Origin of the sequence: Paraliomyxa miuraensis, assembly GCF_026337845.1 — a bacterium.
Lineage (GTDB): Bacteria > Myxococcota_A > Polyangia > Nannocystales > Nannocystaceae > Paraliomyxa > Paraliomyxa miuraensis.
The window spans coordinates 13,066-33,185 of record NZ_JAOVZF010000139.1; the positions used below are offsets into that span (position 1 = coordinate 13,066).

The 20,120-nt window shown below is 68.5% G+C and carries 21 protein-coding genes; 6 read left to right on the top strand and 15 right to left on the bottom strand.

The features are described 5' to 3' along the window. Window positions 1-2: 2 nt before the first annotated feature. Complete coding sequence (locus tag OEB96_RS07585) at window positions 3-2,120, bottom strand: ferritin-like domain-containing protein (protein WP_266214796.1); 2,118 nt, start codon at window positions 2,118-2,120, stop codon at window positions 3-5. Window positions 2,121-2,672: 552 nt separating this feature from the next. Here OEB96_RS07585 and OEB96_RS07590 point away from each other — a divergent pair. Further along, a complete protein-coding gene (locus OEB96_RS07590) occupies window positions 2,673-3,569 on the top strand; it encodes a heme-binding protein (RefSeq protein ID WP_266214907.1) in 897 nt (298 codons plus the stop codon). A gap of 117 nt (window positions 3,570-3,686) precedes the next feature. Here OEB96_RS07590 and OEB96_RS07595 read toward each other — a convergent pair whose 3' ends face one another. Next, complete coding sequence (locus OEB96_RS07595) at window positions 3,687-4,430, bottom strand: SDR family NAD(P)-dependent oxidoreductase (RefSeq protein WP_266214797.1); 744 nt, start codon at window positions 4,428-4,430, stop codon at window positions 3,687-3,689. Continuing rightward, on the bottom strand, window positions 4,427-4,924 hold the full coding sequence (locus tag OEB96_RS07600; RefSeq protein WP_266214798.1) for a 6-pyruvoyl trahydropterin synthase family protein: 498 nt from the start codon (window positions 4,922-4,924) through the stop codon (window positions 4,427-4,429). Before OEB96_RS07600 ends, OEB96_RS07595 begins: the two co-directional genes overlap by 4 nt. Before the next feature lie 59 nt (window positions 4,925-4,983). On the opposite strand from OEB96_RS07600, the gene queD reads away from it, so the two are divergent. Then, the gene (gene queD, locus OEB96_RS07605) at window positions 4,984-5,346 is read left to right on the top strand and encodes a 6-carboxytetrahydropterin synthase QueD (protein ID WP_266214799.1); all 363 of its coding nucleotides are present in this window, start codon (window positions 4,984-4,986) and stop codon (window positions 5,344-5,346) included. Window positions 5,347-5,356: 10 nt separating this feature from the next. Here the strand turns inward: queD and OEB96_RS07610 are convergent, their stop codons facing one another. Further along, entirely contained in the window at window positions 5,357-5,938 is a 582-nt protein-coding gene (locus tag OEB96_RS07610; protein ID WP_266214800.1) for a 1-acyl-sn-glycerol-3-phosphate acyltransferase, read from the bottom strand. Window positions 5,939-6,108: 170 nt separating this feature from the next. On the opposite strand from OEB96_RS07610, the gene OEB96_RS07615 reads away from it, so the two are divergent. Further along, the gene (locus OEB96_RS07615) at window positions 6,109-7,551 is read left to right on the top strand and encodes an FAD-binding oxidoreductase (RefSeq protein WP_266214801.1); all 1,443 of its coding nucleotides are present in this window, start codon (window positions 6,109-6,111) and stop codon (window positions 7,549-7,551) included. A gap of 283 nt (window positions 7,552-7,834) precedes the next feature. Beyond that, window positions 7,835-9,634 carry a hypothetical protein gene (locus tag OEB96_RS07620; protein ID WP_266214802.1) on the top strand — a complete coding sequence of 600 codons (1,800 nt, stop codon included), beginning with the start codon at window positions 7,835-7,837 and terminating at the stop codon, window positions 9,632-9,634. A gap of 131 nt (window positions 9,635-9,765) precedes the next feature. Here the strand turns inward: OEB96_RS07620 and OEB96_RS07625 are convergent, their stop codons facing one another. The 8 genes from OEB96_RS07625 to OEB96_RS07660 all read right to left on the bottom strand — a co-directional run bounded on the left by OEB96_RS07625 (window position 9,766) and on the right by OEB96_RS07660 (window position 14,224). Beyond that, entirely contained in the window at window positions 9,766-11,037 is a 1,272-nt protein-coding gene (locus OEB96_RS07625) for a phospholipase D-like domain-containing protein (RefSeq protein ID WP_266214803.1), read from the bottom strand. Next, window positions 11,028-11,540: a phospholipase D family protein gene (locus OEB96_RS07630; protein WP_266214804.1), complete on the bottom strand. Its 513-nt coding sequence runs from the start codon at window positions 11,538-11,540 to the stop codon at window positions 11,028-11,030. Before OEB96_RS07630 ends, OEB96_RS07625 begins: the two co-directional genes overlap by 10 nt. Beyond that, window positions 11,537-11,809, bottom strand: a complete 273-nt coding sequence (locus OEB96_RS07635) for a hypothetical protein (RefSeq protein WP_266214805.1) — start codon at window positions 11,807-11,809, stop codon at window positions 11,537-11,539. The genes OEB96_RS07630 and OEB96_RS07635 overlap by 4 nt, the downstream gene beginning before the upstream one ends. Before the next feature lie 8 nt (window positions 11,810-11,817). Continuing rightward, on the bottom strand, window positions 11,818-12,096 hold the full coding sequence (locus OEB96_RS07640) for a hypothetical protein (protein WP_266214806.1): 279 nt from the start codon (window positions 12,094-12,096) through the stop codon (window positions 11,818-11,820). Window positions 12,097-12,104: 8 nt separating this feature from the next. Beyond that, the gene (locus OEB96_RS07645; protein WP_266214807.1) at window positions 12,105-12,377 is read right to left on the bottom strand and encodes a hypothetical protein; all 273 of its coding nucleotides are present in this window, start codon (window positions 12,375-12,377) and stop codon (window positions 12,105-12,107) included. Between the two features lie 196 nt (window positions 12,378-12,573). Further along, the gene (locus OEB96_RS07650; RefSeq protein WP_266214809.1) at window positions 12,574-13,245 is read right to left on the bottom strand and encodes a hypothetical protein; all 672 of its coding nucleotides are present in this window, start codon (window positions 13,243-13,245) and stop codon (window positions 12,574-12,576) included. Window positions 13,246-13,406: 161 nt separating this feature from the next. Then, window positions 13,407-13,886 (bottom strand): SRPBCC domain-containing protein, encoded by a 480-nt coding sequence (locus OEB96_RS07655; protein WP_266214810.1) that lies wholly within the window; start codon window positions 13,884-13,886, stop codon window positions 13,407-13,409. Between the two features lie 14 nt (window positions 13,887-13,900). Beyond that, window positions 13,901-14,224, bottom strand: a complete 324-nt coding sequence (locus OEB96_RS07660; protein WP_266214811.1) for an ArsR/SmtB family transcription factor — start codon at window positions 14,222-14,224, stop codon at window positions 13,901-13,903. 147 nt (window positions 14,225-14,371) lie between these two features. Between OEB96_RS07660 and OEB96_RS07665 the strand changes: the two genes are divergently transcribed. Beyond that, the gene (locus OEB96_RS07665; RefSeq protein ID WP_266214812.1) at window positions 14,372-15,604 is read left to right on the top strand and encodes a cytochrome P450 family protein; all 1,233 of its coding nucleotides are present in this window, start codon (window positions 14,372-14,374) and stop codon (window positions 15,602-15,604) included. A gap of 80 nt (window positions 15,605-15,684) precedes the next feature. Then, window positions 15,685-16,182 (top strand): hypothetical protein, encoded by a 498-nt coding sequence (locus OEB96_RS07670; RefSeq protein WP_266214813.1) that lies wholly within the window; start codon window positions 15,685-15,687, stop codon window positions 16,180-16,182. Between the two features lie 25 nt (window positions 16,183-16,207). Here the strand turns inward: OEB96_RS07670 and OEB96_RS07675 are convergent, their stop codons facing one another. Genes OEB96_RS07675 through ligA form a run of 3 tightly spaced genes read right to left on the bottom strand, consistent with a single transcriptional unit; the run spans window position 16,208 to window position 20,032 of the window. After that, window positions 16,208-17,209, bottom strand: coding sequence for an alpha/beta hydrolase (locus tag OEB96_RS07675; RefSeq protein WP_266214814.1), 1,002 nt, complete (start codon window positions 17,207-17,209; stop codon window positions 16,208-16,210). A 22-nt stretch (window positions 17,210-17,231) separates the two neighbouring features. Then, the gene (locus OEB96_RS07680) at window positions 17,232-17,981 is read right to left on the bottom strand and encodes a sulfite oxidase-like oxidoreductase (protein WP_266214815.1); all 750 of its coding nucleotides are present in this window, start codon (window positions 17,979-17,981) and stop codon (window positions 17,232-17,234) included. Next, on the bottom strand, window positions 17,978-20,032 hold the full coding sequence (gene ligA, locus OEB96_RS07685) for an NAD-dependent DNA ligase LigA (protein WP_266214816.1): 2,055 nt from the start codon (window positions 20,030-20,032) through the stop codon (window positions 17,978-17,980). The genes OEB96_RS07680 and ligA overlap by 4 nt, the downstream gene beginning before the upstream one ends. Window positions 20,033-20,120 lie beyond the last annotated feature (88 nt).

Below are 20,120 nucleotides of genomic sequence, written 5' to 3' on the forward strand. Positions count from 1 at the left end.
GCTCAGGCGCAGCTCCCCGCCCCGCTCAGGCCGCTGGCACCGCAGGCCGTCATGCCCTGACCGCTGTAGTCCTCGATCCACTCGATGGTGGGACCGTAGGCGAACAGGTCCGGGTCATTGGGCGTACCGGGGACCGGCGGCGGCGTCGGGGGCAACGCCGGGTTCCGCTCGCGCAGCGCGGGCCATGCTTCCTTGGCGAAGACCTCGCGAGCCCGAAGCCACACGCTCTTGCCCTGGTTGCTGCCCGCCGTGCTGAAGCGCTCGGCGTTGATCGGCGTGGCGCAGGATCCGAGCGAGCGGCAATCGTTGGCCCCGGGGCTCTCCTGCTCGTCGGGAGTGCCATAGAGCCCGCAGCCGCCCTGACCGGCGCAGTCGTTCTTGACGTGGCAGGTGTGGTCCGAGACCCGGCCCTGCTGCGGGTTGGCGCCGTTGTACTCGAGCGCCGTCGAGCAGTAGCCCTGGCCGGCGCAGGCGTTGTCGAGGGTCCGGCCCTGGTTGCGGCAGGAGTTCAGGCCCATGCAGGCGTGACGCGAGCCACCGTTGGGGATCTGCGCCGGCGGGCTCGCGGGAAAGCGCGGGGCGCCGGCGTAGGGGCTCGGCGGCTGCGCCCAGTACGGGCTGACGTCGGGCAGCGTGGGGATCATCTTGACGTAGTCACCGATGTCGGAGGCCTGGTACCAGCTCTCCTGGCCGTAGGCGGCGTCGACCTCCGCGGCCATGGCTGCGAGGTTGGCGTACGCCTGGGACCGATCCCCGAGGTCGATGTTGTCGAACGGGCACGACAGCCGCAGGTTGCAGTCGGGCAGCGGGCTGACCTCGTCGCCGTAGAGGGGGACCTTGCGCATGGCCTGCAGCAGCTTGTCGAGGATCCAGATCATCGACATGTGCATCGAGCGGTTGAAGTAGACCTTCTGCTCCGTCGTGGGCACGCGGAACACGGTCTCGCTCATGATCAGCATGTACTGATAGAGGGCGCTGGCGAGGTTGGCCACGGCCTTGCGCCCGGCGGGCCAGCTCGCCGCCACCGGGTTGGGCGGCAGGTTGAACACGATCTGGCCGAGCTCCTGCGGGCCGAGCTGCACCTCGGGCTTGGGCGGCAAGATCGCATGGTCGAGCTGCCGAATGGCGAGCCAGTCGTCGTGATCGGGGTAGCCGACGAGCTTGGACTGCACGATGAGGTACTTGTAGAAGTGCGAGTGCTCGTGGTCGGTAGCGTCGTCGTAGGCCGAGGAGTTCCAGCCCTCGCCCTCGAAGTCGATCGTCGCGATGGCTGCGAGCGCATCCTGCTCGTTGGTGATGGAGATCAGCGCGCGGACGTAGTGCCCGTCGTCGGGATGGGGCTTGGGACGCTTCTTGGGTTCGGGCAGCGCGTCGTCGCCGGCGTTGGTGAACACCACGACCTCGGAGGCCGAGCCCGGCTTGCCCACCGGCGGCGGGCTGGAGTAGGCGAACTTGGCCTTGGGGTAGGCCGTGTCGATGTTGTTGGGCGAGTAGTTGGTGGACTGGATCTGGTGGTCGATGGCCTCTCGTGTCGTTCCGCGGACCTGGAAGTCCTTGTCGTCAATCCACTTCGACTCGATGATGCAGCGGATGTAGGAGTAGAGCTGGCCGATGGTGTCCCAGTTGTTCCCCTGCGGCTTGTCGCCCTTGGGCTTGGCCGGGTATTCGATCTCGAGGAACCGCCACAATTGCTCGAACGAGAGCTTGGCCAGGGGAATCTCCAGCGGCCTGGCGTCGGGCCCGAGGCGATCGTGATGGGGCAAGTTGGTGGGATAGGGGCCGGGCGAGTGCTTGTAGAGCTGCGGCTCGCCGCCGAGCGAGTAGAGGATGTTTGACGCCAGCGACATGTGCAGCATCTCTTCCACCGCCACGCTCATGATCAGCGCGCCGGCCTCGTCGGCCCAGCGCGACAGCGGCGTGTCGGGAAAGCGGTTGGGCTTGCGGTCGATGGAGTAGTAGGTATAGAGGTAGATCGGAATGGTCGCGAGCTCGACCTCCACCGCCAGTTGTAGGGCGGACTTCAGCTCGCTCAGGGCCTTGTCACGATCCCAGGTCTTGTTGATGTGGTCCCTGAAGTGCTTCTCTTCGTCGCTGAGCTTGGGAATGCGATACTTGGGCATGGTCGCTGCTCCTTGGTCGAATCGGTGCGATTTCGCGAACGCGCCTCGCTCGGCAACGAACTCGAGAGAAGACCATCCTACCCGAGGTCGATGACGATGGAAACGAACATCGGCGATTGCACGCTGTTGCAGACGATTTCAGACGATTTCAGTTCGTTGCAGACGATTGCACGTGATGGGTCATTCGTATGTCGGGGCGTATCGCATGGGCAGGGCAATGGCGCAGAGCGTGGTGAATCATTGTTCCATCCGTCACACCGACCTCGAGCCCGATCGAACAGGATCTGCAGGAGCCTCGGCAGCCTCGGATGACGAGCTCCGAAGCGGTCGTTGACACGCTCATACGCTCATGATAACCACACTTTCGCATGGTGAAGTGATGGTGCCGGGCGTGCGCTCGTCATGATGAGTGCATGCTTCGGTCGGTGGGGCCAGGTCGAAGACCCGCGCTTGGCGCTCGGTGACGACCACGAGCCCGCTCGTATCGAGAGGAGAGTCGTGATGCCAGTTGCCGCCATTCCGAACGGTCTCAATGAATTCCAAACGATGCTCATGGGCACATGGACCAACTTGGCCTTGCCCAACGCGAAGGGCGGCGAGGGCTCGACCTCGAACCCGTTGTCCTACAATGTGATGCCACTGCCGCAGGCCCCTCCGAACTACATCCTCAAGAACTTCAAGCTCTACGAGACCGTTCAGTTCAACACCAATTCCGACGTTGCCTTGCCCGCCACGGCGCCGAATCGGGGGAGCGATACCCTCCAGGTCCCCACGGCTCTGTTCTACCAGCAGCAGGTCTACTTTGCCGAGGGTCCAGGCACGGGTCAGATCGTGCACGTGGAGAACGGAGCGTGGCTGAACCTGCTGACCGGCAAGAAGCTGGTGGGTCCCTACCCGCCGCCGCCCGGGTCCGCGATCAAGCTCGACGATCCCAACCAACAGCCTCCGGGCATCACGATCGCCAAGCAGATGTCGATCCCGCACGGCAATTCGATCCTCGCGCTCGGGAGCTTCACGCCTCCGACCGCCGTGGCCGACCCCTCGAAGCTGATCCCCGATTCCAGCTCCGTGCTGCCGACCCCGACGGGGCTCGACACGACCCCCTACACCACGAAGCTCGACGATCCGTCCAACTACCAGAATCCGCACCCCGACCTGACGGCGAACCCCAACAAGCCCCTCCAGGACGCGGTCGCGCTGATCAGGCCCAATTACTTCATTCGCTGGGACGTCTCGACGGGCAACCAGGGGCAGACGATGAACATCCCGTTCGAGCAGCGCCAGGCCAACGTGACGTCGTACGCGGCCTCGTACTGGTTGCTCTCGACCGATGGCGGCACGACCTATCCGTACCTGGCCTACACCCAGAACATCACGATGGTGTTCGTGATCGGTGGAGTGCACTACATGTTCCCCCACGTCACGAGCAACGTCGTCACGAAGACCTGAGACGCAGTGAGGCGACGTCGGGGTCGACCGGCCAGTGGGTAGGCCCCAGGCCGGGATCGCCACCGTGAGCGGGGCGATCGTCGAGGTCAGCTGACCGCGGGCCGTTGGTCGAGCGGATCAGGTCTCGCGCTGACCCAGGTTGGCGTGGAGCACCGCCCCGTTGAGCATCGGCTGGTCGATGCAGTACGCGACCAGATCGGCGATCTCCTCGGGCCGGATCAACCGACCGAACGCGACGTTGGCCGTCAGCGCCGCTTCGAGCCCCGGGTTGGCATCGAGCACGGGTCGCAGCATCTCGGTGTCGGTGAAGCCCGGGCACACGCACACCGCATGCACGCCCCGGCCGAAGAAGTCCTGCACCGTGCCGCGCATCAGGCCCACCAGCGCATGCTTGCTGGTGCAGTACGACAGCCGCCCGGCCACCGCCTTCTCGCTGAGCGTGGAGCCGATGTAGATCACGGCCGACCCCGGCCCCAGCCGATCGGCCAGCGCCGCGGTGAGCAACGCCGGCACCGTCACGTTCAGCCGCATCGCTCGCTCCCACGTGGACTCGTCGATGCGATCGGCGGCATCGGACTCCATCACCGCCGCGTTGTGCACCACGGCCACGCGCTCTCCACCACCCAGGGCCGGCCGCACGGCGTCCACCAGGGCACGCACGCCCTCGGAGGCGGTCAGATCCACCGCGTGCGCCACCGCCCCGGGCACGTCGCACCCTCGACGAGCCGCCGCGTGCACGCGCCATCCCTGGCGAAGCAACCGCTCCACGGTGGCGCGTCCGATGCCGCTGCTCGCCCCGGTGACGATCGCGATCCCCGGCGCTCGCGGCTGGGCTTGCGGCTGGGTCTGGTCTGCATTCATGTTCCTTCGCTCCACCGGCACGAGGCCATCTGGCCGGGACCGCTGCCGACCTTGATCACCACCTCGCGAATGCGGTCGCGGGCCAGCACCTCTCGATCGCGCAGCAGCTCGTCGAGCAGGGCGCGGGACAGCTCCTCGACGGTGACGTTGGTGACGGGCAGCACCAGCACGTCGGACGCGAGGAAGGGGATCACCTGGCCGGCGAAGATCGCGTTCACGCGACCAGCCTCGTGGTCGTGCTCGATGCGGAGGTGGGGCGAGCGGCCGGGCAGCAAGAACACCTCGTTCCACTCGCGGCACAGGTCGATGAGGCGCTGGCGGTAGAAGACGTAGTCGCCGAGCAGGCCGTTGGCGTCGACCTCGCCGGTGAGGGCGCAGTAGACGGTGAAGTTGTGGCCGTGCAGGCGTTCCCTTCGCGTCGCGGAGAAGATCGTGAAGTGCCCGGCCGAGAACTTCATCGCCTCCTTGAACAGCTCGATCGTGGAGGTGCCCACTCATCCTCTCGTATAGGGTTGCGGGCAACCGGGGTCAACCCTATAGTCCGCGTCCGCCCGTGAGCACCACCGTCGTCACCAACATCCGCTTCGAGGCGGCCCACTTCCTTCCCCACGTGCCGCCGGAGCACAAGTGTCGACGCATGCACGGGCACAGCTATCGCTGCGAGATCCACGTGAGCAAGCCGGTGGATCCGCAGCTGGGGTGGGTGACGGACTACGCGGTGATCCGAGACGCGTTCGAGCCGCTGCGAAAGCGGCTCGATCACCACGTGCTCAACGAGATCGAGGGGCTGGAGAACCCCACGAGCGAGCTGATCGCGGCGTGGATCTGGGAGCGGCTGGCGCCCAAGCTCCCGGGGCTCGTGAGCGTGGTGCTGCACGAGACGAATTCGTCGTATGTGATCTACACGGGGCCGTAGTGCGCCCGGCCTATCCCTCGGCGTCGCCGCGTTCTTCCTCGCGCATGCGCATCGGCCCGATGCGCTCCGGGTGCTGGGCCATCGCCGCCACGTCGGGTCCGTAGAACTCGCGGATCGCGTCCATGTCCGCTCGCACGTCGCCGGTGAGCGTGATCGGCGGGCCGAAGCCCCCGACCTTGCGACGAAAGTCGAGGTACCCCGGCAGCACGGGTACCTCGGCTCCGAGAGCGATGTGATAGAAGCCCGACTTCCAGTACTCCACCCGGCTGCGCGTGCCCTCGGGCGGGATCACCAGGTAGAAGTCGTCGCGACGCGCGAACTCCTCGATCATCTGTCCCACCACCCCGTGAGGTCGCGAGCGCTCGATGGGGACGCCGCCGACGCCCTTGACCACCCAGCCGTGCGGAGGCTTGCCCATCGAGTCCTTGACCATCCAGGAGATCGACATCCCGATCGACTGCGCCAGCGCCACCAACAACAACCCGTCGAGGTTGGAGCTGTGCGGCACGGCCAGGCATACCGCCTTGCGCGGCGCGGGCAGCTCGCCCTCGTAGCGCCACCCACCCATCGCGCGAAGGGTGCTCCACGACATGGCGGCAGTGAAGAGGTTGGAAGCGCCACGCTTGGCCATTGGGCCGAGCGTACGGTGTTTTCGCGGGCTTCGCCGGTCGCGGGCCGCAAACCGGGAAAAAGGCCCCTTCGAGCCACGATTCGGGCCGGCCACCAGGCGACGCGCTCGAACGGGCTACCCTGCCGCCGCCGATGTCCGAGCCAACCACCGCGCTGCCGCCCGCGCTCCTGGTCGATCTCCGTGCCGCCCTCGCGTCCGAGGAGCTCGTCACGGAAGGTGACGACCTCGCCTACTACGGCACCGACCGCTGCCGCGGCGACTGGCCGGTGGCGCCGAGCGTGGTGGCGCTGCCGCGCACGGTCGAGCAGGTGCAGGCGGTGGTGCGCGCGTGCGCGGCCCATGGCGCGGCCATCGTGCCCTCGGGCGGTCGCACGGGCCTGTGCGGCGCCGCCACGGCCACGCGTGGCGAGGTGGTGCTGTCGCTGCAGCGCATGCATCGGATCCTCGAGGTCGATCCCGCCGCCCGCCTCCTGCGGTGCGAGGCCGGGGCCACGGTCGAGGCGGTGCAGCTCGCCGCCGCCGAGCATGGCCTGATGTATCCGGTGGACTTTGCCGCCAAGGGCTCGGCCCACATCGGCGGCTCGATCGCCACCAACGCGGGCGGGGTGAAGGTGCTGCGCTATGGCCTCACCCGTAGCTGGGTGCAGGGGCTGCGCGTGGTCGTGGCCTCGGGCGAGTGCCTGCGCCTGGGCGGAGGCCTGGTCAAGGACAACACCGGCTACGATCTGCGGCAGCTGTTCATCGGTGCCGAGGGGACGCTCGGGGTCGTGGTCGAGGCCACGCTGCGGCTGTGCGCGCCGCCGGCGGGGCTGGTGGTGGCGCTGTGTGCCGTGCCCGACGAGGCGCGCGTGCTCGAGCTGTTCGCCCGAGTGCAGGCCCATGGCCTGACCCTCCAGGCGTTCGAGTGCTTCGACCAGGGCTGCTTGCGCCGCGTGCTCGAGCATCGCGGCATGCAGGGCAAGGGGCCGTTCGACCCCCCGAGCCCCCAGCATGCGCTCATCGAGGTCGAGGTCCCGGAGCCCGGCGACGCGGCGCACGAGGCCACCGCCGACGCGCTCGCCGAGTGCCTCGCCGACGCTCAAGAGCAAGGGCTGATCGCCGACGCCGTGCTGGCCGCCAACGGGAGCCAGGCGCGCGAGCTATGGGCGCTGCGCGAGGACACCAGCGAGTCGCTGCATCGCCACCGGCCGCACAAGAGCGACGTCTCGGTTCCGGTGGCCGAGCTGCCGCGGTTCCTCGCCGCATGGCGCCGGCGGGTGGTCGAGGCGCTGCCCGGCGTGGAGGCGGTGGTGTTCGGCCACATCGGCGACGGCAACCTGCACCTGAACCTCCTGCAGCCCGAGCGCGAGGACCCGCAGGCCTTTGCGGCGCGGTGCAAGGCGTTCGACGAGCACACCTACGCGCTGGTCGCCGAGCACCACGGCAGCGTCTCGGCCGAGCACGGGATCGGCCTGCTCAAGCGCGCGCACCTGCACCACTCGCGCAGCCCCGGCGAGCTGCAGATGATGCGGGGGATCAAGCAGGCGCTCGATCCCACCGGGTTGTTCAACCCGGGCAAGGTCCTTCCCCCCTGAGCTCGATGGGGCAACTCGAGTTGTCAGGTGACCAGTCGCCTTGTCATGGATCGACATACAAAGTGGTTGCAAGAAGGAGGATTCCCTTCATGGATCCGGAAGCGCGTGAACTCCGCGATCGCTCTCCAATCCCGGCATAGCTTGCCTCATACGGCACACTTGGCTCGATCGACGAAGCCCTGCGCTCGCGCGGCGCCGCAGACCCCGCAGCGTAATTCGTGTTGGCACGACCCCTGCTAATGACACGGGCGGGCCCAAGCCCGCGGAGTCGGGGGAATCGAAAATGCACACCAACACTGCTCGGTCGCTACGCACTCGTCTTCAGTGGGTCGCTCTGGTCGCGAGCTTCGGCATTGGAGCCGGTTGCGCGATCGGAGACGACGATGGCGACATCGAGGGCTTCGGCAGCGCCCGGATGGTCGAGGTCGTCGGTGACAGCACATGCGTCCCGCTCTACGCGGGACAGACCATCGATGCTGGCTCGGTCTGCGTGTCGATCGACAACACCGTCGACACCTCGGCCCAGTGTGGCGCCGGGGCGACGGGCGTCATGAACGTCACCTACCAGACCACTGGCGGGTGGGAGATCGTCGAGGCTCATCTCGCGGTGGGCGACGAGCTCTCCGACATCCCGGCCAACAAGAAGGGCAACCCGCAGATCGGTCACTTCCCGTACGCCAGCGGCGCGAGCGGTACCTCGCGAAACTTCGCGGTCCCGCTGTGCGAGCTGGACCTCGATGGGGCCGACACCGCTTGTGATCCGGTCAACGCCTACCTTGCCGCTCACGCCGCGGTGCGCAAGGCCAAGGCCAACGGCACCTACCAGAACGAGACCGCCTGGGGTGACGGCGAGCGCATCGTCACCAAGGGTAGCTGGGCCGAGTACTTCAACATGACGCTCGAGTGCAAGGGCGAGCCCGAGCCTCCGCCCCCGCCCAAGGCCCAGTGCGAGACCGCGTTTGCGCTCGCGGGCAACGGGCAAGAGACCTGCTTCATCGGCGCCGACTTCGACGGCGACGGGGTCGACGACGACATCAGCCGCTGGGGCTGGACCAACGGTCCGATCCTGCCGGGTACCTCGATGCAGTGGCCCGTCTACGCGGCGGCCGGTCAGTGCGACCTGGGCCGTGGCGAGCTGGTGGGTCACCTGACGGTGAGCTACGACGGCGCGACTGCGAACATCGCCTTCGATCGCGTCGGCGACTACGTCCTCGACGAGGAGCACCTCTACATCGGCAGCGAGCCGCTGCCTCGCGACGTCAATGGCGAGTACACGGTGGCGCCCGGCCAGTACCCGCTGGTCGACGTGGAGCTCGGCGGTGCCGCGCACACCAGCCGCACCGTGGGGAACCTCGACGGCAGCATCTACGTGGTCTACCACGCGGTCGCCTGCGGCTCGTTCGAGGGCGGCGGCGACGACGGGGAGGGCGGAGACGGCGGCAGCGAGCCCGATCCGCTGGCGTCGCTCGGCGACGAGTTCGACGGCGATCTGTCGAGCTGGGACGTGCACCACCCGCAGGACGCCAACTACGGCGTGTCCGACGGCGAGCTGTTCATCGAGCCCAACGGCAACACCGTTTGGTACTACGGCAACGAGGCGTTCCACCTCAACAAGACCGTCGAGGGCGACTTCATGATGACCGCGTTCGTGGAGGTCACCAACCTCGCGGGCGAGCCCACGGCGCCCGGTGACCCCTACCGCATCGGCGGCATCATGGTCCGCGACCCGCTTGCGCCCAACGTCAACAGCTACCACATGGGCATCGGCAACATGACCGATCCGGTGGTGAACATCGTGTCCAAGAGCACCGACGACTCGGTCAGCCAGATCGGCGAGCAGCCCTGGCAGAGCACGATCGCCGAGATGCGGATCTGCCGGGTGGGCGCCGATGTGCAGGGGCTCATCCGCCTGCCTGGCGACAGCTGGAGGATCATCGACTGGCACGTGCGGCCCGACCTGCCGCAGACCTTGGTGACCGGCCCGATCTCCTACGCCTACACCTCGGTGCCCGACGTGCGGACCACGTGTGACTACGTGCGCTACGAGACGGTCTCGCACCTCACCGAGTGCATGAAGAATTGAGCTTCGTCCCTGCTTCTCGAGCGCTCGGGGGCAATGAGCGGAGCAGGGACACGTCGGGGGATTGCGTTGGAGGGACGCCTCGGGCCTCGGCTCGGGGCGTCCCTCGGACCATGGAACGAGCGTGGAAGGACTCAGCCCGGGAGCGAGTGCCACAGCGCGTCGAAGCGGGCCTCGAACGCCTGCGCGACCGCCTCGCCCCGTAGCAGCACGCTCAGCTCCTGCGCGTCGTGGAAGCCCGTGCGGGTCCAGTTGTGGCTGCCCACCACCACCGTGTAGCGATCGACCGCGAGCACCTTGGAGTGCAGCAGCACGTCCTCGCGATCGAAGCGGGCCTCCACGCCGCTGTCGCGCAGGCGCTGGAGCAGCGGGCGATTGATCCACGCGCTGCCGTAGGGCTCGCCGCCGTCGTCCTGGTCGAGGATCACGCGTACCTGCACGCCTCGGTCGCGGGCGGCCTCGAGCGCCTCGATCAGCGCGAGGGGCCCGGGTCGTTCGGCGGTGTCGATCGCGGTCGTACCCAGGAACATCAGCAGGCTCACTCGGCTCGTGGCGGCGTGGATCACGTCCTCGACCACGGACACGTAGCTCGCGTTGACCAGGAGCTTGCCGCTGACGGGCGAGAGCCGGCCCAGCATCGCCGCGCGCCGCTCGTGGCGCTCGAGCGAGCGCAGCGCCTCGCTGGCGAGGACGCCGTCGACCATCGCGGCCTGGTGCTGGGTGTGCTCGGCCACCAGCGCGAGCGTCTGGGTCAGCCGCTGCGGCATGGTGAGTCCCAGCGTCGGCATCCTGCGCTCGAGCGCCGTGTGATCGCCGAACGACAGCACCAGGTCGGTCTGCTCGAGCAGCTCGAGGTAGGTCTCGACGCGAGGCTCCAGGGCAAACGACCACAGCGAGGGGGAGACCAGGCGAATGCGAGGCCGGTCGAGGTAGGTCAGGCGACGCAGCAAGCCCAGGCGCTGGGTCCCGATCCCGTCCACCTCGAGCAGATCGCCCACGTCGGCCAGCTCGGGATGGAGGGCCAGGTGGTGGGCAATCGCATCTGCGAGCTCGTCGCCCACGCCGGGCAGCGCCTCGAGCTCGGCCCGGGTGGCACTGCGTAGACCAAGGGCTCGGCGCGTGGTGCCGGGCACGAGCATGGGCGTGTCGATCCCGAGGTCGCGACGCAGCGCCGCCGCGGCTCGACCGAGCCAGGCCTCCAGCGCCGCGATCGTGCGTGCGAGCAGGACGTCCTGCTCACGCGCCATCGCGCGGGGCTCGTCGGGCACCACGCGCGGCGTGACCAGGGCGGAGAGCTCCAACAGAGCATCGACGACCATCGCCTTCTCGGTCGCGGTCCAGGAGACGAGGCCCACGCTCGACCACCGGTCGACCAGCGGCTCCACCGAGGTCACGCTCAGGGGCACGCCGGTAGTCCCTTCCCTCGCTCCCACAGCGCGAGGAAGTCGGCTGCCAGCAGCTCGGTGGCGTCGCCAGCCACGATGATGGCGTCCTCGAGGTTCTGCCGCAGGCCGTCGTCGGTCCAGTTCTGGCTGCCCACCACGGCCACGTCGTCGCAGATCACCAGCTTGGCGTGAGAGCCTCGACGATTGCCGAGCTGCATCACGCGGCGGTGGGGTACGCGATGGCGGTGGAGGAACGTCCCCGTCGCCAGGTTGGCCACGTCGATGTCGGGCGTGGCCGCCACGCCATTGAGCAGCACCCGCACGTCGACTCCGACCGCGCATCGAACGATCAGCGCGGTCACCAGATCGAGCACCTGGCCCTCGAGGTCACGCGATGGGCGGATGTCACAGATGAACAGCGACACCCATATCCGACGTCGCGCTGCCTCCACGCTGGCGAACACGAAGTCGTAGTAGTCGCGATCGGGGAGGCGCGCCGCCTGGGTCGCGTCGAAGGTGGTCATGGAAGGGGGTACTCCTCTCGCAGGCGAAGCAGTCGTCGCCGGACGTGCTCGCTTCGGATGGCGAAGGCCAGATCGGTTTGGCGCGAGAGCGCCACGCGCTCGAGCAGCTCGCGGGACCTGGCCTCGAATCGCGGGTCGTCGGCCTGCAGCCGCTCGGCGAGGCGACGCAGCACCAGCGCGTGGGCGCGGCTGCTCGCCCGATAGGCGTCATAGAGCGCCCTCAGACGCCGGGCAGCCGCATGGGCGATGATGGCTTCATCCGTGGTCATGGCTTCATCTAGAACTCGCCGTAGAACTCGAGGCCGTAGGGATCCCAGGTGGGCCGAAGCTCCCATCCCTGGCCGAGCGGGATCCCGGTGGGAAGCTCGTCGAGCCCGCCCTCGTGCTCGGGTGGCTCGGGTCCCCAGTCGGGATCGGCCCAGGGGGGAGTGCCGTGGGAGTCGTCGAGGTAGTCGTTGCGCAGGTCGAGGTCGAGGTCGTCGTCCTCGTCGAGGAGCTGCTGACACAGCTCGCACTGCAGGCACTCGGAGAAGCAGCCGAGATCGGGATACGACATGGGATTGCCTAGCGCACCAGCCCGCGCGCGGCGAAGGTGCCGGTGACGAGGCCTTCGAGCTCTTGCCGGGTGTAGACGCGCTGGTAGAGCAGCCACAGGCGTCGGACCTCGGACGGAGGATCGTCGAGCGATGCGCCGAGGATCGCGTTCACGGCCGCCTGCGTGGCCGCCTCGACGCCGCCGAACGTCGCAATCCAGGCGCGGAACGTGAGCGCCTGTGAAGCCGCGCGCCGAGGGCTCACCGGGATCGGCAAGAGCTCGATGGTGTCTGAGGATTCCACGGTGGTGCCACGAGCGGCGCGAGCCTCCACGAGGGGATCGACGCGCTGCTCAGGCACGGTCTATGGGCGGAACGTGGGGGTGCAAGGCTGGCGACCACGGCGGCGAGCGACGAGGCGAGCAACGTCGATCGAGTCGGTGCACGAGGTCGCCGTGCCCGCGGCTCACCGCGCTGGTCGCCGACGGTCAGGTTCGTCGTCAGGTCGCCGGTTCGAAGCGGTGCACGAGCTGCCAGCCATCACCCTCGCGACGATGGATCTCCCATGCCGTGGCTTCGAAGCATCGCGCGCGTCGGGGGTTCTCGCTGCACACGCTGGCCTCGATCGCATCGGGTCGTCCGTCTCCGTCCACATCGACCGCGATCTCCACCCCCTTGGGCAGCACGGAGGGAGGAAGATCGTCGGGGAGAATCCGAGTGGGATCGAGCAATGTGGCCGAAGGTGTTGCGGGGTACACCACGACCACGTCGACGGCGGCCCGAACGTCGACCCAGGCGGGCTCGGTCACCTCTTCGAGCACCGGCTCCCACCACCGGGGGATGTCGTCACGCGGGTTGCCGTGGGTCTTCACCTTGGTGATCGACAGCTCGAGCGCGGGCAGCGTGGGATGCCGCGGGAGCACCGTCACCGCCTCGCCGGCCGTGGGCCGCAGCCCGAAGGCGATGCCGGAGATCTCCACGCGCGACTTGGACTCGCGCCACAGCGCGGCGGCGCTGAGCATGGTGGGGGCGGCAATGGGCGTGGTCTCGATTTCGGGCGCCGCGGGGTCGGGCTCGGCCGTGGGGGCGGGTGCGGTGGGCTCGAGCTCGACCGTCGGCGCGGGCGGCTCGACGGCGCTCGGCGTCTGGGGCGGCAGGGTCGGGTCCCTCACCGCGGGGTTCGGCGCGCTCGATGGTGCTGCCGCTGATCGGCAGGCCGTCAGGAGCACGAACGCGCCGACCTGGGTGAGGCGAGACATTGGCTGCCCATGACGCAGCACGACCACGTGGCATTCCCGCTCGTGCGACGCGCGAGGGGACTGGGGTGAATCGCTCACGCGCCGGCCGGGAGCACCTGCGCCTCGAGTCGCACGTACGAGGCCTCCATGCCGTGCTCCATGCCCGTTGCGAGCATCGCCTGGCGGGTGGCTGCGTTGGGCAGGGTCATGCGCATCACCATCGCGGTGCCCGAGCCATCGGCCGTGAAGATCGTCTCGATGCGGTTGTCGGGGGTGGGGTCGGGCAGGTGCATGCGCTCGACGTGGAGGATGCGATGCGGCGGGTCGAGCTCGATGAACTCGCCCGTGAGGTAGAAGCCGCCGCCCTTGCCGTCGGACCACTCGTAGCGGATCGAGCCGCCCGGGCGCGCCTCGCAGATGCACACGGGCATCGTCCAGCCCTCCGGGCCCAGCATCCACTGCTGGACGAGCTCGGGATCGGTGTGGGCGCGGTAGACCTCCTCGGGGGGAGCGTCGAAGCGTCGCTTCACCACCACGATGGTGTCGCCCTCGGTCGTCAGAGACAGCTTGCTCATGGTTTCGTCTTCCTTCATCGTCGCGATCGCTTCGCGAGCAGTCGATCCAGTCGTGCGTAGTTGGCCTCCATGCCCTTCTTGAGCATGGACAGGTAGTCGTCGAGCTCGTGCAGTGCGTCCGGAGCGAGGCGACAGGGTCGTCGGTTTCCGTCGACGCGGCGGAGGATCAGCCCGGCGTGCTCGAGCACTCGCAGGTGGCGCGAGATGGCCGGCTGCGAGATCTCGAACGGCTCCACCAGCTCGTTGACCGTCGCCTCGCCCGCGGCCAGACGCGCGAGGATCGCCCGCCTCGTCGGATCCGCCAGCGCCGAGCACACGGCATCGAGAGGTGCATGCATGCGCAGTTATATAGACAAATGGTTATATTGAGTCAAGGACCAACCGCCGGCGTGCGCTCGGGGACGCAAGGGGCGGTTGCGCCGGTCCCGGCCGGTCAGGTGCCGGGCGGCTCGGGTTACGCTGCCGGGCGGGAGTCGAGCTCTTCAATGCGCATTCGTGACCGGGCCCTGGGCATCGACGTGAGACTGACCCTCGCCGCGGCGTGGGCCGACCCCTATCCGCTCTACGCACGGGTGCGGGATGCCGGGACGCTCGTTCGCTGCCGGGTGCCCCTGGTCGGCGGGGCGTGGCTGGTCGCGCGTCACGAGGACGTCAGCGTGGTGCTGCGCGACGCCAAGCGCTTCAAGAGCAGCCACCGCGGCGTCACCGGTCGCCCCGAGTGGTTCGAGTACCTGATGCCCAAGCTCGTGCGGACGTTCGCCAAGTCGATGGTCACCTCGGACGACGGCGATCACCGGCGCCTGCGGGGTCTGGTGGCCAAGGTGTTCACCCCGGCGCGAGTCGAGCAGCTCGAAGCGCGCATCGAGGGCATCGTGGCCGAGCAGCTCGACGGGATCGAGCCGACGGGCACGTTCGATCTGATGGCGGCGCTCGCACTGCCGCTGCCGCTGCGCATCATCTCGGAGCTGCTCGGGGTCGAGGCTCGAGAGCGAGACGAATTCCACCGCCTCATCGGCGTGCTGATGGCCGACCAGGGCTCGCTGGCGCTGCTTCGCCAGCTACCCACCTACCGGGCGCTCCATCGCTTCTTTGCGCGCTTGCTCGAGCGCAAGCGCGTGCATCCGGGCGATGACCTCACCAGCGACCTGGTCGCGGTCGAGCAGGAAGGCGATCGCCTGTCCGCCGACGAGCTGGTGAGCATGGTGCTGCTGCTGTTGTTCGCCGGGCACGAGACCACGGTCAACCTCATCGGCAACGGGATGCTCGCGTTGCTCGAGCATCCCGAGCAGCTGCAACGACTGCGGGAGCAGCCCTCGCTGGTGCCCTCGGCGGTCGAGGAGGTCCTGCGCTTCGACAGCCCGGCGCAATTCGCCGCCACGCGATACGTGGCCGAGCGCTGCGAGCTCGGGGGTAGGGTGCTCGAGCGCGGCGAGAGGCTCGTGCCGCTGCTCGGCGCCGCCAACCGCGACGGGCAGGTGTTCGACGAGCCCGACGCGCTCGACGTGGAGCGCGATCCCAACCGGCACGTGGCGTTCGGGGCGGGTCCGCACTTCTGCATCGGGGCGCACCTGTCCCGGGTGGAGGGGCGCATCGCGTTCACGCGGCTGCTCGAGCGCTTTCCCCGGCTCGAGCTGGCGGTCGAGCGCGGCGCGCTGCGGTGGCGCAGCAACGACTCGGGGCTGCGAGGGCTCGCGGCGCTGCCCGTGCGGGCGGGGTAGGGGCCTCGACTCGGCGCTCGTGATGGTGCCGGTGGCGCATGGAATTGCGATCGGGTCGGTGATGCGTAAGCCGTGGTCACATGGGCAGGTGGATCTCGATCGCAGCGCTGGTCGCCATGGCTACTGCGTGCGTCGGGCATGGTCGCAAGGGCAGCTCGCTCGACCCCGATCCCATGGTGGAATCGCTGCGGATCGAGTCGCTCTACATGCACCGGGGCGTGAAGCTGATCGCGGAGGGCCTACCCACGCGGGGCGTGTCGCTCAAGCTCTACGGGAGGATCAACAGCGCCATGAAGGGGATGCTGATCCTCGACCCGAACCAGTGCAGCCTCGATGTGTTCGGGGACCGGCTCTTGTGCACTCGGATCGCCTCGCGTGGGATCGAGGTCGAGCTGCGCCGACTGACCCTGACCGACTCGGCCGGGCTGATGCGCAAGTACTTCGAGATCACGGGCGAGGGGCTGACCGGAGACGTGGCGTTGATCGTGCAAGGGTCGCTTCTGCCCGGGGAGCTCGAGCGGTGCTATCTGGTGGTGGGTAGCGTGCTGGTGCCGCTGTACCTGGAGGACGGCTCCTAGCAGCGGCTGGACACGTGCCCCTTGCTCAGGAACCCGCCACCTTGCGCCGCACGAAGCTCGCAATCTCCTCGATGCCCGCTCGCGCCTCGGGGATGATCCCGTGGAGGATGTGCCACACGTGCACCATCTCATCGTGGACGGACAGCTGGACGTCCACACCCGCGGCCTCGGCTCGGCGGGCGAAGGCCCGGATCTGATCGACGAGCACCTCGAGCGCTCCGGCCTGGACCAGCAGCGGGGGCAGGCCGTGGAGCTCGGCGAACAGCGGTGAGAGCTCGGGACTGCGCGGGTCGGCCCCGCCGAGGTAGCTGTCGGCCGCGACCTTGCAGGCAGCCCGGCTCACGAAGTCGTAGGCCGCGTTGGTGTCGAAGCTCTCGCCGGAACATGCGAGGTCGACCCACGGGGAGATGGCCACCCCTGCTGCGGGCATTGGGTCACCCGCGTCACGCAGGGCCACGAGCGTGGCGAGCACGAGGTTGCCGCCGGCCGAGTCACCTGCGAGCACGATGCGCTCGGAGGGAATCCCGGTCGCGCACAGGTGCCGGTAGGCCGCCAGGGCGTCATCGATGGCGGCCGGCGCGGGATGCTCGGGCGCGAGCCGATAGTCGAGCACCAAGGTCCGGGCCCCAGCGGCACGAGCCAAGGCGCCGATCATGCGGCCGTGCGTGCGCAGCGAGCCGAAGATGTAGCCACCGCCGTGGAAGTAGAGGATCACGGTTCCACCATCGTGCTCGGGCACGAGCCAGTCGCCACGGCGCTCGCCGAGCTCGACGGTCTCGCGCCTGGTGCCATCGGTGAACAAGGGGCTCACCGCTTCGAGCGTCTGGTGGAATCGCTGCGCTCCGAGGGCAGAGAGCAGCTCGTAGGTCGCCCGCTGCATCGCGACCACCGCGTGCATGCGAAGGCTCCACGCCTTGCGCACGCGACCGAACAGCAGACACACGATGGCACCCCGCAGGCAGTGCCACAGGGTCTTGCCGAGAAAGCGCGCCACGTCGGCCGGGCGTGCGCGTGCGGGAGGGCTCATCGCGCGACTCCCTCGACCCCGCTCACGAGTATCGATCATTGCGCCAGGGATGCGCCGAGTTCGAGTACCCCCGCTGCTCCCAGAACCCCGGCTGATCTACCGCCAGCACCTCGATCCTCCGGATCCACTTCGCGCCCTTCCACGCGTAGAGCTGCGGCGTAATCATCCGCACCGGCCCGCCGTGCTCCACCGGCAGCGGCTCCCCATCCACCGCGAACCCGAGCAGCACGTCGCTCTTGAGCGCCTCCTCGAGCGGTACGTTGGTCGTGTAGCCATCGTATCCGTGGCACAGGAGCGCTCGCGCCGCCTCGGTCGGCCGAGCCCGTGCGAGCACCTCGGCCACCCGCACCCCCGTCCATCGCATGTCGAGCCTCGACCACGTGGTCACGCAGTGGAAGTCGCTCTCCTCGGTCACCTGCGGCAGCGCCATCAGATCGTTCCACGACAGCCGCAGCGGCTCCTCGACCTCGCCGTCGACCTCGAGCGCCCACGCATCCTTGCTCACCCGCGGCTTGCTCCCGAGATCGAGCACGGGCCACTTCTTGGTCGTGTACTGCCCGGGCGGCACCTGCGGCATCCCGTGCCGATTCTTGGGCCCGGTCCCCATCGGCGCCTCGTCCGACACCCCGGGCGTGGCCGCCATCTTCGCGTCGAAGCGTGCTCGCAGCTTCATGCGCGCCTGCACGATCTTGTCGAGCTTGTCGTCGGCTTGGTCGTCGGCTTGGTCGTCGGCTTGGCCGCCCTCGCCGTCACCCTGGTACGGGTCGGTCACTTGCCACCGCCCTTGTTCTTCTCGGCCTTCTCCATCCGCTGCACGAACTCGGCCTCGTCGATGATCTCGATTGCCGCGCCCTCGGTGATGAGCTTCTCGGCCTTCTTCTGCTTGCTGCTCTTGGCCCCCTTGCCGGCCCCGATCACCAGCACGGTGAGCGTCTTGTTCACGGCATCGGGCGTGGTCCCGCCCAGCGCCTGCACCCGCTGCTGGGCGGTCTTGCGATCGAACCCCTCCAGCGTGCCGGTGAACACGTAGCTCTTGCCGGCCAGCGGTCCGTCCGCGGGCGCGCCTCCGCCAGCGGCCGCGGCCACCTCCTCCGCGGTCGCGTCGGGCACCCGCACCTCCTTGAGCAGCTCGTCGATCATCGCCGAGTGCCCGGCCAGCCCGTCGACGATCGCATCCGCGATCGCATCCTTGATCCCCTTGACCCCCATGAGGTCGTCTCGCTTCAGCTTGCGGATCTTCTTGAGGCTGCCGAACTCGCCGGCGATCAGCCTCGCGTTCTGCGGCCCGAGATGATCGATCCCCAGCGACTCGAGGAACACCGCCAGCGGGATCTCCCGGTGCGCCTGCACCTGATCGAGCAGGTTCTGCGCGCTCTTCTCGGCCAGCCGCTCGAGCTTGACCAGATCCGAGAGCTGCAGCCGATAGTAGTCGGCCGGGCTCGCCAGCAGCCCCGCATCGACCACGGCCGCCACGATCTTCGGCCCGAACCCCTGGATGTCGATCACCTTGGCAAAGTGCTCGAGCTCCCGCAGCCGCGCGGTGATGCACTGCCTGGGCTTGCTGCACTGCAAGAACTCGCCGTCCCGCTTCTGCCGGATCTCGGCCGGGCTCCCGCACGCGGGGCACTGATCGGGGATCGCGAACTGCTTCTTGCCCGGCCCGGCCTTCACCACCCGCTCCACGTGCGGGATCACCCCGCCGCGCCGCGTGACCTCGACCCGCGCGCCACGGGTGAGCCCCAGCGCCCGGAACTGCGTGATGTTGTGCAGCCCCGCCCGCGACACCATCGCGCCGCTGAGCTCGATCGGCTGCAGGATCGCCATCGGCGTGATCGTGCCCGTGCGCGACACCCCCCACTCCACGTCGAGCAGCGTGGTCTCCCCGCTGTCGCCCTGGAACTTGAAGGCGATCGCATACCTCGGGTGGTGCGCGGTGCTCCCCAGCCGCTCCTGCTCGTCGACCCGGTCGGTTCGGTACACGACGCCGTCGATCTCGTAGTCGAGCGTGGCCCGCCGCTGGGCGAAGCGATCGAACGCGGCCGCGATCCCCTCGCGATCGACGAACTCGTGGTCCACCGTGGGCAGCCCCAGTGCCTTCAGCGTGGCGAATTTCTCCCGCTCGCTCTTCATGCCGCCGTCGACCAGATCGTAGGCCCCGAACGAGAGCCCGAACGCCTTGCTCTTGCTCGAGTCCTTGTTGCGCACGGCCCCTGCGGCCAGGTTGCGGGGGTTGCTGAACTCGCCCTTGAAGCGCTCGAACACCGACAGCGCCATGTGGACCTCGCCCCGCACCTCGAGCCCGCCGTTGCCCTTGGGGAGCTTCTCCGGCACGCCCTTGATCTGCAGGATGTTGGCGGTGATGTCCTCGCCCTCGGTGCCCGACCCGCGCGTGGCCGCGAGCACCAGCTTGCCCTTGGTGTCGTAGCGGATGCTGCACGCGATGCCGTCGAGCTTGGGCATCACCAGGATGTCGCCCTCGAACTTGGCCGCCCAGCTCTCGACCTCCTGCGCCGAGTAGGCCTTGTCGAGCGAGAGCATCGGCCGGGCGTGACGCACGGCCGAGCCGAAGCGCTGCGCAGGCGGCAGGCGGATCGCATCGTCGGCCTCGATCACGGGTCCCTTGGGTACCTGCTCGCCGAGGTGCTGGAGGATCTCCGCCTTGGGGTCGAGCTGCCGCAGGCGCTCCACCAACCGATCGTAGAGCGTGTCGGGCAGGGTGGCTGCGTTCTTCTCCCAGTACTCCTCGTTGGCTTGCTTCACCAACGCGACCAGCTCGTCACGGCCGTACTCGTAGAGGCGCGCTTCGATCTTCTTGGCGTCCATGTTCGCGCCGAGCATACCGCGGACCGCCCCGCGATCACCCACCAGGTCTCGGGGGCGTGAAACGCCATGCCCACGCCCCTCTTGGCCG

Excerpts from the sequence above, each read along its gene's own strand:
- OEB96_RS07585 (WP_266214796.1), bottom strand. The coding sequence starts at position 2,120 with ATGCCCAAGTATCGCATTCCCAAGCTCAGCGACGAAGAGAAGCACTTC.
- OEB96_RS07610 (WP_266214800.1), bottom strand. The coding sequence starts at position 5,938 with ATGTCGTGGAGCACCCTTCGCGCGATGGGTGGGTGGCGCTACGAGGGC.
- OEB96_RS07635 (WP_266214805.1), bottom strand. The coding sequence starts at position 11,809 with ATGACCACGGATGAAGCCATCATCGCCCATGCGGCTGCCCGGCGTCTG.
- ligA (WP_266214816.1), bottom strand. The coding sequence starts at position 20,032 with ATGGACGCCAAGAAGATCGAAGCGCGCCTCTACGAGTACGGCCGTGAC.
- OEB96_RS07620 (WP_266214802.1), top strand. The coding sequence starts at position 7,835 with ATGCACACCAACACTGCTCGGTCGCTACGCACTCGTCTTCAGTGGGTC.
- OEB96_RS07630 (WP_266214804.1), bottom strand. The coding sequence starts at position 11,540 with ATGACCACCTTCGACGCGACCCAGGCGGCGCGCCTCCCCGATCGCGAC.
- OEB96_RS07660 (WP_266214811.1), bottom strand. The coding sequence starts at position 14,224 with ATGCATGCACCTCTCGATGCCGTGTGCTCGGCGCTGGCGGATCCGACG.
- OEB96_RS07595 (WP_266214797.1), bottom strand. The coding sequence starts at position 4,430 with ATGAATGCAGACCAGACCCAGCCGCAAGCCCAGCCGCGAGCGCCGGGG.
- OEB96_RS07590 (WP_266214907.1), top strand. The coding sequence starts at position 2,673 with ATGGGCACATGGACCAACTTGGCCTTGCCCAACGCGAAGGGCGGCGAG.
- OEB96_RS07675 (WP_266214814.1), bottom strand. The coding sequence starts at position 17,209 with ATGAGCCCTCCCGCACGCGCACGCCCGGCCGACGTGGCGCGCTTTCTC.
- OEB96_RS07665 (WP_266214812.1), top strand. The coding sequence starts at position 14,372 with ATGCGCATTCGTGACCGGGCCCTGGGCATCGACGTGAGACTGACCCTC.
- OEB96_RS07655 (WP_266214810.1), bottom strand. The coding sequence starts at position 13,886 with ATGAGCAAGCTGTCTCTGACGACCGAGGGCGACACCATCGTGGTGGTG.
- OEB96_RS07670 (WP_266214813.1), top strand. The coding sequence starts at position 15,685 with ATGGGCAGGTGGATCTCGATCGCAGCGCTGGTCGCCATGGCTACTGCG.
- OEB96_RS07615 (WP_266214801.1), top strand. The coding sequence starts at position 6,109 with ATGTCCGAGCCAACCACCGCGCTGCCGCCCGCGCTCCTGGTCGATCTC.
- OEB96_RS07640 (WP_266214806.1), bottom strand. The coding sequence starts at position 12,096 with ATGTCGTATCCCGATCTCGGCTGCTTCTCCGAGTGCCTGCAGTGCGAG.